Annotated in this window: 12 protein-coding genes; 7 read left to right on the top strand and 5 right to left on the bottom strand. The window is 75.5% G+C overall.

Annotated features, from left to right (window positions below; translation table 11 throughout):
* Positions 1 to 7: 7 nt before the first annotated feature.
* Positions 8 to 742 carry a DUF305 domain-containing protein gene (locus tag E1O70_RS02030; protein WP_167496891.1) on the bottom strand — a complete coding sequence of 245 codons (735 nt, stop codon included), beginning with the start codon at positions 740 to 742 and terminating at the stop codon, positions 8 to 10.
* A gap of 111 nt (positions 743 to 853) precedes the next feature.
* Between E1O70_RS02030 and E1O70_RS02025 the strand changes: the two genes are divergently transcribed.
* Together E1O70_RS02025 and E1O70_RS02020 are read left to right on the top strand one after the other, a co-directional pair.
* Positions 854 to 2,662: a carbohydrate-binding protein gene (locus E1O70_RS02025; RefSeq protein ID WP_081600149.1), complete on the top strand. Its 1,809-nt coding sequence runs from the start codon at positions 854 to 856 to the stop codon at positions 2,660 to 2,662.
* Between the two features lie 90 nt (positions 2,663 to 2,752).
* On the top strand, positions 2,753 to 3,199 hold the full coding sequence (locus E1O70_RS02020; protein WP_061267884.1) for a YchJ family protein: 447 nt from the start codon (positions 2,753 to 2,755) through the stop codon (positions 3,197 to 3,199).
* Positions 3,200 to 3,225: 26 nt separating this feature from the next.
* Here the strand turns inward: E1O70_RS02020 and E1O70_RS02015 are convergent, their stop codons facing one another.
* Positions 3,226 to 3,684: a VanZ family protein gene (locus tag E1O70_RS02015; protein ID WP_082774497.1), complete on the bottom strand. Its 459-nt coding sequence runs from the start codon at positions 3,682 to 3,684 to the stop codon at positions 3,226 to 3,228.
* A gap of 119 nt (positions 3,685 to 3,803) precedes the next feature.
* Between E1O70_RS02015 and E1O70_RS02010 the strand changes: the two genes are divergently transcribed.
* Positions 3,804 to 4,796, top strand: a complete 993-nt coding sequence (locus tag E1O70_RS02010) for a TIGR03885 family FMN-dependent LLM class oxidoreductase (protein WP_061267886.1) — start codon at positions 3,804 to 3,806, stop codon at positions 4,794 to 4,796.
* Positions 4,793 to 6,496, top strand: a complete 1,704-nt coding sequence (locus tag E1O70_RS02005) for an alpha-amylase family protein (RefSeq protein WP_061267912.1) — start codon at positions 4,793 to 4,795, stop codon at positions 6,494 to 6,496. The genes E1O70_RS02010 and E1O70_RS02005 overlap by 4 nt, the downstream gene beginning before the upstream one ends.
* Positions 6,497 to 6,584: 88 nt before the next feature.
* On the opposite strand, the gene E1O70_RS02000 is transcribed toward E1O70_RS02005, so the two are convergent.
* Positions 6,585 to 6,812 carry a hypothetical protein gene (locus tag E1O70_RS02000; RefSeq protein ID WP_051028580.1) on the bottom strand — a complete coding sequence of 76 codons (228 nt, stop codon included), beginning with the start codon at positions 6,810 to 6,812 and terminating at the stop codon, positions 6,585 to 6,587.
* A 128-nt stretch (positions 6,813 to 6,940) separates the two neighbouring features.
* On the opposite strand from E1O70_RS02000, the gene E1O70_RS01995 reads away from it, so the two are divergent.
* Both E1O70_RS01995 and E1O70_RS01990 read left to right on the top strand, forming a co-directional pair.
* On the top strand, positions 6,941 to 8,077 hold the full coding sequence (locus E1O70_RS01995; RefSeq protein WP_061267887.1) for a threonine aldolase family protein: 1,137 nt from the start codon (positions 6,941 to 6,943) through the stop codon (positions 8,075 to 8,077).
* An 18-nt stretch (positions 8,078 to 8,095) separates the two neighbouring features.
* On the top strand, positions 8,096 to 8,596 hold the full coding sequence (locus tag E1O70_RS01990; RefSeq protein ID WP_061267888.1) for a nucleoside deaminase: 501 nt from the start codon (positions 8,096 to 8,098) through the stop codon (positions 8,594 to 8,596).
* Positions 8,597 to 8,668: 72 nt separating this feature from the next.
* Here E1O70_RS01990 and E1O70_RS01985 read toward each other — a convergent pair whose 3' ends face one another.
* Positions 8,669 to 9,619 (bottom strand): hypothetical protein, encoded by a 951-nt coding sequence (locus E1O70_RS01985; protein WP_061267889.1) that lies wholly within the window; start codon positions 9,617 to 9,619, stop codon positions 8,669 to 8,671.
* 84 nt (positions 9,620 to 9,703) lie between these two features.
* Between E1O70_RS01985 and E1O70_RS01980 the strand changes: the two genes are divergently transcribed.
* On the top strand, positions 9,704 to 10,132 hold the full coding sequence (locus tag E1O70_RS01980) for an SRPBCC family protein (RefSeq protein ID WP_228485119.1): 429 nt from the start codon (positions 9,704 to 9,706) through the stop codon (positions 10,130 to 10,132).
* Between the two features lie 95 nt (positions 10,133 to 10,227).
* On the opposite strand, the gene E1O70_RS01975 is transcribed toward E1O70_RS01980, so the two are convergent.
* Positions 10,228 to 13,830 carry a DUF5979 domain-containing protein gene (locus tag E1O70_RS01975; protein WP_061267890.1) on the bottom strand — a complete coding sequence of 1,201 codons (3,603 nt, stop codon included), beginning with the start codon at positions 13,828 to 13,830 and terminating at the stop codon, positions 10,228 to 10,230.
* Positions 13,831 to 13,937 lie beyond the last annotated feature (107 nt).

Below are 13,937 nucleotides of genomic sequence, written 5' to 3'. Positions count from 1 at the left end.
GGACGGGTCAGAGCTGCGCGAGGAGGTCCCGCATGCGGTCGATCTCGCCGCCCTGGCCGGCCGCCGTCTCGGCGGCCATCTCGTTCGCGAAGAGGTCCTCCCCCTCGACGAGCACGACGTCGACCATCGCGAGCGCGCCCTCGTGGTGCTGGATCATTCCCTCGAGGAAGAGGCGGTCGAACTCCGGACCGCTCGCGGCCTCGAGCGCCGCGAGCTGCTCGTCGGAGAGCATCCCGGCGGCCCCGGCGCCGTGGTCGTGCCCCGCGCCGTCGGGCGCGCGCGGGCCCGTCCCGCCCGCGTCCTGCGCGCCCTCGGGCACGGCGAGGTCGCGCGCCTGGAGCCACGACGCGAGCGCGTGCACCTCGGGCCCCTGCGCGGCGGTGACGCGCTCCGCGAACGACCGGACGGCGTCGGACCCGGCGCGGTCGGGCGCGAGCGCGGCGATCTCGAGAGCCTGGAGGTGGTGCTCGATCATGCCGGTGACGAACGCGGCGTCGGCCTGGTTCCACGAGCCGGCGTCGGGCGCCCCCGCGTAGTCGTCGGGGCCGACGGTCGTGGCGCCCTCCCCCGGCCGCCCGGGCTGCACGACGACGCTCGACGGCGTCGACGTCGGCTGCGGGTCGGGCGTGCACGCGGCCAGGCCGAGCGCGGCACCGAGCGCCAGGCCGGTCGCGGTGACGCCGCAGGTCAGGGCACGCGCGGCGGTGCGCCGCGCTGTGTTACGGCTGGGAAAAACCTGCACCCGCGCTGTTCCCTCCGTGTAAAAGATCGTCGCGAACCGCCCGGTTTGAGTGGTCCAGATCACATTTGCCCGCCAGAATTTGCAGCACCCTACCAAGGAGGTGTTTCCCTCGTGCATCGAAGAACGCACCGGCAGACGCACCGGCACCGGAGCCGGGTCCTGCTCGCCTCGTCCCTGGCGGCGACCCTCGCCGTCTCGACCCTCGCGGTCGCCACGACCGCCGCCGCGGAGCCGTCCGACGGCTCCCCCGAGGCGGTGGCGGCGCTCACCGACCAGGCCGCCGCCTCGCTCGCAGACCTCCCCGCACAGCGCCTCGCCCCCCTCGCCCAGGCCACCGACGTCCTGGCGCCCGGGGAGACGGCAGGCAGCCCCAACCTCACGCACGTCGCCAACATCCCGAAGAACGGCGGCTTCGCGCCCGAGGGGCAGTACAGCACCGACCTCGCGTTCCAGGGCCGGTACGCGTTCGCCGGGAACTACGGCGGCTTCACCGTGTACGACGTCGCGAACCCGACCGCCCCGCAGCAGGTCGCCCAGGTCGTCTGCCCCGGGTCCCAGAACGACATCTCCGTCTACGGCGACCTGCTCGTCCTCAGCACCGACTCCTCGCGCAGCAACGACTCGTGCGAGAACGTCGCCCAGAGCGCCGCGATCAAGGACTCGTGGGAGGGCATCAAGGTCTTCGACATCTCCGAGCCGACGGCGCCCGAGTACGTGGCGTCCGTCGAGACGCAGTGCGGCTCCCACACGCACTCCCTCGCGCCGTCCCAGGACGGCGAGGAGCTGTTCGTCTACGTCTCGTCGTACAGCCCGAACGCGGCGTTCCCCGACTGCCAGCCCCCGCACGACCTCATCTCGGTCGTGCAGATCCCGCTCGACGACCCCGCCGCGGCGGAGCTCGTCTCGACGCCCGTCCTCTTCCCCGACGGCGGCAACCCGGGCGGCAACGGCTCGAGCACGACGTCGGGCTGCCACGACATCACGACCTACCCGTCGAAGGACCTCGCGGCGGGCGCGTGCATGGGCGACGGCATCCTCCTCGACATCTCCGACCGCGCGCACCCGGTGGTGACCGAGGTCGTCCGGGACACGACGAACTTCGCGTTCTGGCACTCGGCGACGTTCAACAACGCCGGCACCAAGGTCGTCTTCACGGACGAGCTGGGCGGCGGCGGGGCGCCGACGTGCAACCCGACCGTCGGGCCGGAGAAGGGCGCGGACGCCATCTACGACATCGTGGGCGGCGAGCTCGTGTTCAAGAGCTACTACAAGATCGAGCGCGAGCAGGCCGCGACGGAGAACTGCGTCGCGCACAACGGCTCGCTCATCCCCGTCCCGGGCCGCGACATCATGGTCCAGGCCTGGTACCAGGGCGGCATCTCGGTGTGGGACTTCACGGACTCGGCGAACCCCGTCGAGATCGCGTGGTTCGACCGCGGCCCGCTGTCCGCGGAGCGGCTGATCCTCGGCGGCTCGTGGTCGGCCTACTGGTACAACGGCGCGATCATCTCGAACGACATCCAGCAGGGCCTCGACGTCCTGCTGCTCGACGACCCGGTGACGAACGCCGCGAAGTCGGTCGTGACGGACGAGTTCAACCCGCAGGCCCAGCCGACGTACACCGAGCCGCCGGCCTGGTCGAAGGGCACCGCCTACGCGGGCGGCACCACGGTCACCTACGGGGGCGCCGTGTGGCGCGCGCAGTGGTGGACGAAGGGCCAGGTGCCCGGTGCCGACGCGTGGGGCCCGTGGGAGGAGATCGCCGGGGTCGACTCCGCCGGGGTCGGCGCGTGGAAGCCGAGCCGCGTCTACGTCAAGGGCGACAGCGTGACGTACGAGGGCACGACGTACACCGCGAAGTGGTGGACGCGGAACCAGGCGCCCGGCGACCGCTGGGGCCCCTGGGACCCGCAGGACTGACGCACGTGCGCCGGCGCCCGCTCACCGGTCGGTGGGCGGGCGCCGTCGTGCGCGGCCCGCGCCCGCACGCCCCCCGTAGGATGCGGCCGCATGACCGGGAACCCCCTCGACGACGACGCACGCTGCCCGTGCCGCTCCGGCGACACCTACGGGTCGTGCTGCGGCCGGTACCACGCGGGGCTGCGGCCCGGCCCGGACGGCACCGCCCCGGGCCCGCACGCACCGACGGCCGAGGCGCTCATGCGCTCGCGCTACAGCGCGTTCGCCGTCGGCGACGCCGACTACCTGCTCGCGACGTGGCACCCCTCCACCCGGCCTGCCGACCTCGACCTCGACCTCGACGACGACGTCGAATGGCGCCGCCTCGACGTCGTGCGCACCGAGGCGGGCGGGCCGTTCGACACGACCGGGGTCGTGGAGTTCGTCGCGCACCACCGCTCGCGCACGGACCCGGCCGACCGCGGGCGGCTCCACGAGGTGAGCCGGTTCGTCAGGGAGGGCGACCGCTGGTCCTACGTCGACGGCGCGGTCGCCTGAGGGCGCCGCCGCGGCGCCGGTAGCGCTCAGCGGCGGGGCGCGGCCGGGCGTCGTGCGGCCGCGACCGCGAGCGCCGCGGTCACGAGCACGGCGCCCAGGAGCGCGCCGGCCGTGTTGAGGACGACGTCCTGGACCGTCGGGACACGGCCGGGCAGGAGGTTCTGGGTGAGCTCGATCGCGACCGAGAGGGCGCAGCCCGCGAGCGTCACGAGCCCGACGGCGCGCCACACGCCCGGGACGGCACGGCCCCGACGGGCCGCCGCGCCCCGCAGGAGGGGCACGCCGAGCACGCCGAACGGCCCGAACATCACGACGTTGGCGAGAGCCTCGAGCACCGGCAGCGTGATCGGGATCCCGAGGCCCTGGAGGAAGCCGAGCGTGGACGTCGCCCAGCCGGGCGCGTCGGTGGACTGCGGCGACGGCCAGAGCGTCACGACCAGGACGGCGGCGAGATAGACGGCGAACGTCCAGGTCAGCAGGCGCATCCCGTCAGCGTACGGGCGCGCGTCCCGGGCGCGCCGGGCCCCGCGGCGCGGCCACGGAGCCTCCACCGTTCCCCCTCCTCGCCGCGCGTGGGACGGCGAGGGTCGGTTCACTGGGCGCCATGGTCACCGTCGGCTTCCACGCCTCCCACGAGCAGATCCCGCCCGGCCCCCTCCTCGCCGCGGCCCGCCGCGCCGAGCAGGTCGGCTTCGACGCCGCCATGTGCTCCGACCACCTGGCCCCCTGGAGCGAGCGCCAGGGCGAGTCCGGGTTCGCGTGGTCGTGGCTCGGCGCCGCGCTCGCGACGACCGCGCTGCCGTTCGGCGTCGTCACCGCCCCCGGCCAGCGCTACCACCCGGCGATCGTCGCGCAGGCGATCGCGACGCTCGGCGCGATGTTCCCGGGCCGCTTCTGGGCCGCGCTCGGCTCGGGCGAGGCGATGAACGAGCACGTCACGGGCGACCGCTGGCCCACGAAGGCCGAGCGCGACGCCCGCCTGCGCGAGTGCGTCGACGTCATCCGGGCCCTCCTCGCGGGCGAGGAGGTCACGCACCACGGGCACGTCACGGTGGACCGGGCGCGCGTGTGGTCGCTGCCCGACGTCGCGCCGCGGCTCGTCGGGCCGGCCGTCACCCCCGCCACGGCGCGCCGCCACGCCGACTGGGCCGACGGCCTCGTCACCGTGAACCAGCCCGTCGAGTCGCTGCGCCAGGTCGTCGGCGAGTACCGCGACGCGGGGGGCCGCGGGCCGCTCGCGCTCCAGGTCCACGTCGCGTGGGGCACGGACGACGAGGCCGCGTTCGCCGTCGCGCACGACCAGTGGCGCTCGAACCTCCTGCCGCCGAGCGTCAACTGGCACCTCGAGACCCCGGAGCAGTACGACGCGGTGGCGGAGCTCGTGCGCCCGGAGGAGGTGCGCGGCACGGTGCTCGTCGAGCACGACCCCCAGCGGCTCGCGGACCGCGTCGCCGAGATGGTCGCGTGCGGGTTCGACGAGGTGTACCTGCACCACGTGGGGCAGCAGCAGGACGCGTTCCTCGACGCGGCGGGCGAGGCCCTCCTGCCCCGGCTGCGCGAGGCGTGCGCCGCCTCCACCGACGGGGGTGCGGCGTGAGGATCCGTGACACCGGGGACCTGTGGTGGAAGAACGCGGTCGTCTACTGCCTCGACGTCGAGACCTTCATGGACTGGGACGACGACGGGATCGGCGACTTCCCCGGCCTGGTCCAGCGGATCGACCACCTGGCCGACCTCGGGGTGACGTGCCTGTGGCTCATGCCGTTCTACCCGACGGCCGACCGCGACGACGGCTACGACATCACCGACTTCCTCGGCGTCGACCCGCGCCTGGGCGACCTGGGCGACGTCGTCGAGCTCGTGCGGACCGCGCGCGACCGGGGCATCCGCGTGATCGTCGACCTCGTCGTCAACCACACGTCCGACCGCCACCCGTGGTTCCGCTCGGCGCGGCGGTCGACGTCGTCCCCGTTCCGGGACTACTACGTGTGGCGGTCCGACGAGCCGCCGTCGACCAAGGACCAGGTCGTGTTCCCCGACCAGGAGGAGGGCATCTGGACCCTCGACGAGGCGTCGGGCGAGTGGTACCGGCACCGTTTCTACCGGCACCAGCCCGACCTCAACACCGCGAACCCGCAGGTGCGGGACGCGATCGCGAAGACGATCGGCTTCTGGCTGGAGCTCGGCATCTCCGGCTTCCGGGTCGACGCCGTCCCCTACGCGCTGACCGACGCGGCCGCGAACCCGGGCGACGAGATCGACGACCCCCACGACCTGCTGCGCGTGCTGCGCGCGTTCGTGGGGCGGCGGTCGGGCGACGCGATCCTCATGGGCGAGGTCAACCTGCCGTACGAGGAGCAGGCGCGCTACTTCGGGGACGGCGACCCCACCGACGGCGACCCGGGCGGGGTGACGAGCAACGAGCTGACGCTCCAGTTCGACTTCAACGCGATGCAGGCGCTGTACCTGGCGCTCGCGAGGCACGACGCGACCCCGCTCGCCGGGTCGCTCGCCGCGCGTCCGCCCATCCCCCGCGACACCCAGTGGGCGACGTTCGTGCGCAACCACGACGAGCTCACGCTCGACAAGCTCACGGACGACGAGCGCGCCGAGGTCTTCGCCGCGTTCGGGCCCGAGGAGGACATGCAGCTCTACGGTCGGGGACTGCGACGGCGGCTGCCCCCGATGCTGGGCGGCGACCCGCGCCGGCTGCGGATGGTGTACGCGCTGCTCTTCTCGCTGCCGGGCACGCCCGTGCTGTTCTACGGCGAGGAGATCGGCATGGGCGAGAACCTGGACGTGCCGGGGCGCCTTGCCGTGCGGACGCCCATGCAGTGGACGTCGGGGCCGAACGGCGGGTTCTCCCGCGCCCCCGCGCGCCGGCTCGCGGCGTCGCTGCCGGGCGACGGGTACGCGCCCGAGCACGTCAACGTCGCCGACCAGCGCCGCGACCCGGAGTCGCTGCTCACGTTCGTGCGGATGCTCGCGCACCGCTACCGCGAGTGCCCCGAGCTGGGCTGGGGCGACGCGCAGGTGCTCGACTCGCCCGAGCCGTCCGTGCTGGCGCTGCGCACCACCTGGCAGGACGCCTCGATGGTGACGCTGCACAACCTGTCGCCGGACCCGGTCGTCGTGCGGGTGCCCCTGGGCGACCTGCCGGAGGACGCGCGGCTCGTCGACGTCCTCGACGCGGACGACGTCGAGCCCGCGCCCGACGGGACCGCCGAGGTGCGGCTCGACGGCTACGGGTTCCGCTGGCTGCGCGTCACACCGCCCGGGTCGCGCCGGCTCCTCTGAGCCGGCGCGGCCGGGGCGGGCGCCGGGTCGGTCGGCCGGGTGCCGACCGGTCAACTAGGGCGTGAGCCCGGGGCGTGAGCCCGGGGCGTCAGCCGTGCGTCGGCTCGTCGGGGCCGACGGGCCGGCCCGGCGACGACGGCCGGTCGGGGACGTCGGGCGACGGGTCGGCCGGCCCGCCGGGGACCGGGTCGGCGTGGCTCGGGTCGTGCGGCGGCGTCGACGGGTCCGGGGGCGGTCCCGGCGACTTCGGCGGCTCCACCGTCGGTTCCGCCGGGGAGCCCGGGCCCGTACCGGGCTGGTCGGGGTTCGTGGTCATGGCTGCACCTCCGTGCTTCACGCGCTGCGCGCGGTCCACGGGACGCGCACCGCGTCCCTCCTCGACGCTAGGCGCGCCCCGGCCCGCTCGCGCGCGGCCGGGCCGCCCCGCCGACCTACGCTGGGCACGTGACCTCGTTCGCCTCGGACAACTACTCCCCCGCCCACCCCGACGTCCTCGCCGCGCTCGCCGCCGCGAGCGCCGGGCACGAGATCTCGTACGGCGAGGACCCGTGGACCGCGCGCCTCCAGGACGCCGTGCGCGCGCGGTTCGGGCCCGACGCCACCGCGTACCCGGTGCTCACCGGCACGGGCGCGAACGTCGTCGCGCTCATGGCGACGCTCCCCCGCTGGGGCGCCGTCGTGGCGTCCGAGCACGCGCACCTCAACACGGACGAGAACGGCGCCCCCGAGCGGGTGGGCGGCGTCAAGGTGCTCACGGTCCCGGCGCCCGACGGGAAGCTCACGCCCGACGCCGTCGAGCGCTTCGCGGGCGACCTCGGCGACCCGCACCGCGCGCAGCCGCTCGTCGTGTCGCTCACGCAGTCCACCGAGCTCGGCACCCTCTACACGGCCGACGAGATCCGGGCGGTGGCCGACGCCGCGCACGCCCGCGGCATGCGGGTGCACCTCGACGGGTCGCGCCTCGCGAACGCCGCCGCGGCGCTCGGCGTCCCGCTGCGCGACCTGACGACCGACGCGGGCGTGGACGTGCTGTCGTTCGGCGGCACCAAGAACGGGCTCGCGCTCGGCGAGGCGGTCGTCGTGCTCGACCCGTCCGCGGTCGACGGCGTCGAGTTCGTGCGCAAGTCGACGATGCAGCTCGCGTCCAAGATGCGCTACGTGTCCGCGCAGCTCCTCGCGCTCTTCGAGCCGGTCGGCGACGTCGTCGCCGAGGTGGACGAGGGCGCCGACGCCGACGAGCTCTGGCTCCGCAACGCCCGCCACGCGAACGCGATGGCCGCGCGGCTGCGCGCGGGGCTCGCGGACGTCGTCGTGCCGGCCGCCGTCGGGCCCGACGACGCCGCCCCGGGCCCGGCAACGGGCCTCGCCTTCACCCAGCCCACGCTCGTCAACGCGGTCTTCGCGACGCTCCCGCGCACGGCGGTCGCGCGCCTGCGCGAGCGGCACCGGTTCTACGACTGGGGACCGGGCGAGACGCCCGACCGCGTCGAGGTGCGGTGGATGTGCGCGTGGGACACGACCCCGGGGGACGTGGACGGGTTCGTCGCGGACGTGCGGGCCGCCCTCGCGGTCGCGTCGTGAGCGGGCGAGGATGACGCCATGAGCGACCAGAGCCTGCCCCTGCCGACCGCCGACGACCTCGTGCACCTGCGCCGCTGCGTCGAGCTGGCGCGCGAGGCGCTCGACGACGGCGACGAGCCGTTCGGCTCCCTCCTCCTCGACCGCGACGGGGTCGTCCGGCTCGAGGACCGCAACCGCGTCAAGGACGGCGACGCGACCCGGCACCCCGAGCTCGAGATCGCCCGCTGGGCCGCCGCGCACCTGACGCCCGAGGAGCGGCGCGACGCGACCGTCTACACGTCCGGCGAGCACTGCGCGATGTGCAGCGCGGCGCACGCGTGGGTCGGCCTCGGCCCGGTCGTCTACGCCGCGAGCACGACGCAGCTCGTCGGGTGGCTGGAGGAGTGGGGCGTCGCGCCGGGACCGGTGCGCCCGCTCGCGATCGGCGACGTCGCGCCCGGGGTCGCCGTGCGCGGTCCCGCGTACGAGCTCGAGGTGGAGGTCCGCGCGCTGCACGCGCGTCTGCACGGCGTCTCCTGACCGGCGTCGCCTGGCGGGGCCTGCCCGGCGTCGGGCACCTGGGCCGTCCGCGCTCCCGCCGGAGCGCCGCCCTCAGGCGCCGAGCGCGTCCACGACGGTGCGCGCGACCTCCGGGACGGCGAGGTAGCCGGCGGGCCGGCCGCCGTCGAGCACGACGGCCGCCGCGTGGTGGCCCGGCGCGGCGTTCGCGACGACGAGCTCCTCGATCCCCGGCGACGCCGGGTCGAGCGGGAACGCCGCCGGCCCGAGGCCGTGCAGCGCGAGCGCGTCCCGGGGGTCGCGCGCCGCGACCCACCGCCGCACGGGGACCGGCACGCGCAGCGGGGCGCGCGCGGCCAGGACGTCCCGGATCGCGCGGACGGCGAGCGGGGACCCGAGCGTGAGCAGGAGCGGCACGTCCCAGCGCGCGGCGTCGGGGTGCTCGCGCAGCACGGCGTAGGCGACGACCGACCCGAGCGAGTGCGCGACGACGACGGCGGGCCCGTCCGCCGGGATCGCGGCGGCGAGCGCGTCGTCGATCGTCGTGCGGACGGTGTCGTCGTGCAGGTACGCCCAGACGTCGCGCGCGAGCAGCGCGACGACGGCGCCGCTCAGGCCCGGCACGGACCGGTCGAGCGCGGACAGCAGCAGGTTGAGCCACGCGCCGACGTCTCCCTCCACAGCACCGGGCCCGGCACCCTCCGGGCGCACCGGCACCGGCGCGCCCGCGGCGCGCAGCACCTCCTCGGCGACGGCCGCCACGAAGGCGGCCTCCTCCGCGGCCTCGGCCGTGGACCACACGGCGACCCCGTCGCGCGGCGCGCCGACCGCGTGCACGGTGACCGGAGGCGGCGTCGTCGCGCCCCCGACGAGCGCGGCGAGCGTGTCGCCGTAGTAGACGAACGCCGTGTCCGCGTCGCGCACGACGACGCCGGAGCCGGCCGCAGCGAGACCCGCGTCCAGGACCTCGGTCCACGTGCGGTCGAGCTGCTCGGCGTCGAGCCCCTGGTTGTCGCGGCCGTGGACGAGCACGAGTCGGGTCACGCGCCGAACCTACCGGCTGCCGGTGCCGCCGGGAGGGTCTACCGTCGGGCCCAGGAGCCAGCCCCCACCCCCCCGGAGTCCCCCGTGAACGACCGCACCCTGACCGAGCACAGCACGACCGTCGAGACCCATGTCGCCCGCCCCCCGCAGGTCGTCTGGGCCGAGCTCATGCACCCGAGCGCCCGCTGGATGCTGGGCATGAACATCGAGACCGACTTCCGCCCCGGGAGCCCCGTGACGTTCGAGGGCCACTACATGGGCCGCGAGTTCGCCGACTGGGGCACCGTCGTGGCCGTCGAGCGCCCGCGCCTGCTGCACTTCACGCACTTCTCGCCCACCATGGGCCTGCCCGACGTGCCGGAGAGCTACCACGACATCGCGATCACGCTCGAGCCCGACGACTCCGGGACGCTCGTGCGCGTCGTCGAGCGCAACATCGAGACGGCGGAGCGCGCCGAGCGCGCGCACGCCCTGTGGACGAAGGCGCTCGCGACGCTCGCGGGCCACGACTGACGCGTCCCGCCCCGCACGACGACGGGCCGGTCACCCCCGCGAGGAGGTGACCGGCCCGTCGGCCGTCCGGTACCGGCCCGACGACGCCCCGCGCGTCAGGCGGTGCGGCGGCGGCGCGCGCGGACCACGAGGAGCGCGGCGCCCGTCCCGACGAGCAGCAGCGCGAGCGTCGTCACGACGACGGCGTCCGCACCCGTGATCGCGAGGCCGCCGGCCGACGACGCGGTGTTCGTCACCGTCACGACGACCGGCGCGCCCGCGCCGACCGTCACCCCGGTCACCCGCTCGTCACCGACGGTGAGCACCGGCGTGCCCCAGTCGACGCCGCGGACCGTCGGCAGGTCGGTCTCGGTGAGGCGCACGACGGTCCCCACGGGAAGGTCCTGCGGCCCGTCGACGACCTGCCCGTCGGCCCGCACCGTGAGCGTGCCGGTGACGGGCTCGCCGTCGCGGTCGAACGCGTAGCGGACGGTGAACTCGGTGCTCGCCGGCACGGAGCCCGCCGCGGCCCCCACGACCTCCTTCACGACGGAGAACCCGCCCACGGCCTGCTCGGCCGTGTTCGTCACCGTGACCAGCGGGTCCGTCCCCTCGCCGACGACGAGCGTCGGCGGGCTGAACACGGGCGTGCCCCACACGACGCCGTCGACCGCGGGCAGGTCCGTCTCGCCGAACGTCACGACCGTCCCGGCCGGGAGGTTCTGCGGCCCGGCGACGACCGTGCCGTCGGCCGGGACCTCGACGGAACCGCCCACGGGCGTGCCCTCGAGCTCGTACGCGTACGTGACCGTGAACGTCGTCCCGGCGGGGACGAGGTCCGCGTGGTCGCCCACGACCTCCTTCGCGACGGAGAACCCGCCGACCGCGGCCACGTCCTGCGTCGTGTTGGTCAGCGTGACGAGCGTGTCCTCCCCGTCACCGACCGTGACGGACGCGGGCGAGAACACCGGCGCGCCCCAGACGACGTCGCCCACCTCGGGCAGGTCGACCTCCCGGAACGTCACGACCGTCCCGACCGGGAGGTCCTGCGGGCCGTCGACGGCCGTGCCGTCGGCGCGCACCGTGAGCGTCCCGGCGAGCGGGCCGTCGTGGCTGAACCCGGCGGGCAGCGCCGCGGACCACGCGACCGAGAACTCCGTGCCCGGGGGCACGCTCGCGGCGAGGTCGCCCGTGACGGTCTTCGCGACGGAGAAGCCCCCGACGAGGGCGTCGGCCTGGTTGGTCAGCGCGACCCCCGCGACGGCGTCGCCGTCGCCGATGGTCACCGTCGCGGGCGAGAACACCGGCTCGCCCCACGCGACCCCGGGGACCGTCGGCAGCGGCTGTCGCTCGACGAAGCGCACGACGGTGCCCGCCGGGAGGTCCTGCGGCCCCGCGTCGACCGTGCCGTCGGCGCGGACGGTGAGCGTGCCCTGCGTGTCCCCCGCGTACTCGGCGCCCTCGGGGAGCTCCGCCGTCCACTCGACGACGAACTCGGTGCCGCCCGGGACGGCGCCGGCCGCGCCGCCCGCGACGGTCTTCTGGACGGCGAACCCGCCGACCTCCTGCACCGCCTCCGCGGCGTTCGTCAGCGTGACCTCGACGGCCGCGCCCTCGGTCACCGTCACCGACGGCCCCGGGTCGAACGACGGGACGCCCCACACGACGCCGTCGATGGCGGGCAGCGGCTGCTGCTCCGCGAGCGTCACGACCGTGCCGACCGGCAGGTCCGCCGGTCCGCCGACGGGCGTGCCGTCGGCGCGCACCGTGAGCGTGCCCGTGGTCGGGCCGTCGTAGGCGACGCCCGCGGGGACGGTCGCGCGCCAGTCGACGAGGAACGCGGTGCTCGCCGGGACGTCGCCCGCGGCCGAGCCCTCGACGGCCTTGCGGACCGTGAACCCGCCGACGACGGGGTCCGCGACGTTGGTGACGGTCACCGCGACGCCCGTCGCACCCTCGACGACCGTCACCGGCCCGGTCGGGCTCACGACCGGGTCGCGCCACACGACGCCGTCGACCACCGGGAGCGGCAGCCGCTCGGTGAACGTCACCGTCGTGCCGACCGGGAGGTCGGCCGGCCCGTCCACCACGGCGCCGTCCGCGAGCACGCTCAGGGTGCCGGTGAGGTCGCCGTCGTACGTCGCGCCCTGCGGCAGCGTGGCCTCCCAGTCGACGAGGAACGCGGTGTCCGCCGGGACGAGGCCGAGGGCGTCCCCGGCGAGGACCTTCGCCACCGTGAAGCCGCCCACGGCGGTGGTCCCGCCGCCGGCGTTCGCCGTGTTCACCACGGTGACCGTGACCGTCCGGCCCTCGACGACGGTGAACTGGGCCGGGTCGCCGAGCGGCTCGCCGTCCACGCGGATCACCGGCGTGCCCCACTCGACGCCCGCCACCGACGGCAGGTTCGTCTCGCGGACCGTGACGACCGTGCCCTCCGGCAGGGTCGGCCCGTTCACCAGGGCCCCGCTGATCGGGACCGTGAGCGTGTCGCCGCCGGTGACGCCGTCCGGCTGCTCGTAGGTGTACTCGACCTGGAACGTCGTGCCCGCGGGCACGTCCGCGGCCGCCTCGCCCGTCACGGTCTTCTGCACGGCGAAGCTCGCGCCCCCGGTGCAGTCGAACGGGCCGGGCCCGATCCACGGGTAGCTGTGCATCTCGAGCCCGCCGGTCACGCTCGGGTCGCCGAACGTGAGGTTCCCGCCCACGAGGACGCGGCCGTTCGTGCTCGTCGTGATCGTCGCGTCCGCGACCGGCGCGACGATCGTGCCGAGGAACTGGTCGGCCCGGCCGAGCGCGAGGTCCGGCGTGGACGCGAAGTTCCACAGGATGCGCGCGGCCCAGCTGCCGAAGCCCGGGTTGGAGTTGAAGTCGTTGATGAACGGCGAGCCGTTGCCCTCCCAGTAGTTGGGGCTCATGCTCACCGGCGCGTCCCCGGTCACGTTGATCGCGATCGCGACGTCGTCCGGCACGTTCGCGAAGACGACCTCGCGGACGCCCGCGAGCTGCGCGGCGTCGACGGTGAACACCTGCGGGTCGGCGGTGCCGGAGCCGGTGAAGGTGACCCGGGTCCCCGACACGACGCCCGCCGCGGTCGCCGGCCACCCGGCGATCGTCGCCGACGCGTCGGCGACGACGGCGCCGTACCCGGCCCACTCGCCGAGGGCCGCCGCACCCAGGCCCTGCCTGACCGGGGCGTCCGCGCCCGGCGTCGTCCCGGCGGTCGAGAGCGACCCTCCGCCCGTGACCGCGGCGCCGACGTCCACCGCGCCGCCGGTCGGCAGCGTCGAGCCGACGGTGACGCTCGTCTCCGGCCCGATCTCCAGGCCACCCCCGACGGCGAGCATCACCGCGCCGTCGGGCGGCGTGATCTGCGAGCCCGCGCCGACGGCGCCGATGCTGAAGTTCCCGGGCCCGTCGATCGTCGCCTCCCCCGCGACGACGAGCAGCCCCTCCGACTCCGCGGCGCTCGCCGTGGCGTGGTAGTCGCCCCCGGTCCACACCGTGACGTTCGTGTCCGTGAACAGCGGGGGCGTCTGGCCGACGTTCGGCATGTCTCCCGGCGCGGGGCAGGACCCGACCGCGGCGGACGCCGGGCGTGCCTGCGGCCCCGAGACGAGGACGACGGCGCCGGCCAGGGCGAGCACGGCGGCGACGAGCGCCGCGACCGCTCTGCGCAGGCGTCCTGGTGCGACGCGGAGGGAGGGTGGGCGAGGGATCATGCCATGCTCCAGGTTCGGGGGTGCGCCCCGCGACCGCGAGGCCAGGACGCCATGTCACCGAGGAGACGCGCCGGGACGCCGCTCATGACGCGAACCCGGCGGTGACG

Source organism: Cellulosimicrobium funkei (assembly GCF_004519295.1).
In the GTDB taxonomy this organism is placed as follows: Bacteria; Actinomycetota; Actinomycetes; order Actinomycetales; family Cellulomonadaceae; genus Cellulosimicrobium; species Cellulosimicrobium funkei.
This window is presented reverse-complemented; position numbering and strand designations above follow the sequence as displayed.

Excerpts from the sequence above, each read along its gene's own strand:
- E1O70_RS02015 (WP_082774497.1), bottom strand. The coding sequence starts at position 3,684 with ATGCGCCTGCTGACCTGGACGTTCGCCGTCTATCTCGCCGCCGTCCTG.
- E1O70_RS01975 (WP_061267890.1), bottom strand. The coding sequence starts at position 13,830 with ATGATCCCTCGCCCACCCTCCCTCCGCGTCGCACCAGGACGCCTGCGC.
- E1O70_RS01990 (WP_061267888.1), top strand. The coding sequence starts at position 8,096 with ATGAGCGACCAGAGCCTGCCCCTGCCGACCGCCGACGACCTCGTGCAC.
- E1O70_RS02010 (WP_061267886.1), top strand. The coding sequence starts at position 3,804 with ATGGTCACCGTCGGCTTCCACGCCTCCCACGAGCAGATCCCGCCCGGC.
- E1O70_RS02020 (WP_061267884.1), top strand. The coding sequence starts at position 2,753 with ATGACCGGGAACCCCCTCGACGACGACGCACGCTGCCCGTGCCGCTCC.
- E1O70_RS02000 (WP_051028580.1), bottom strand. The coding sequence starts at position 6,812 with ATGACCACGAACCCCGACCAGCCCGGTACGGGCCCGGGCTCCCCGGCG.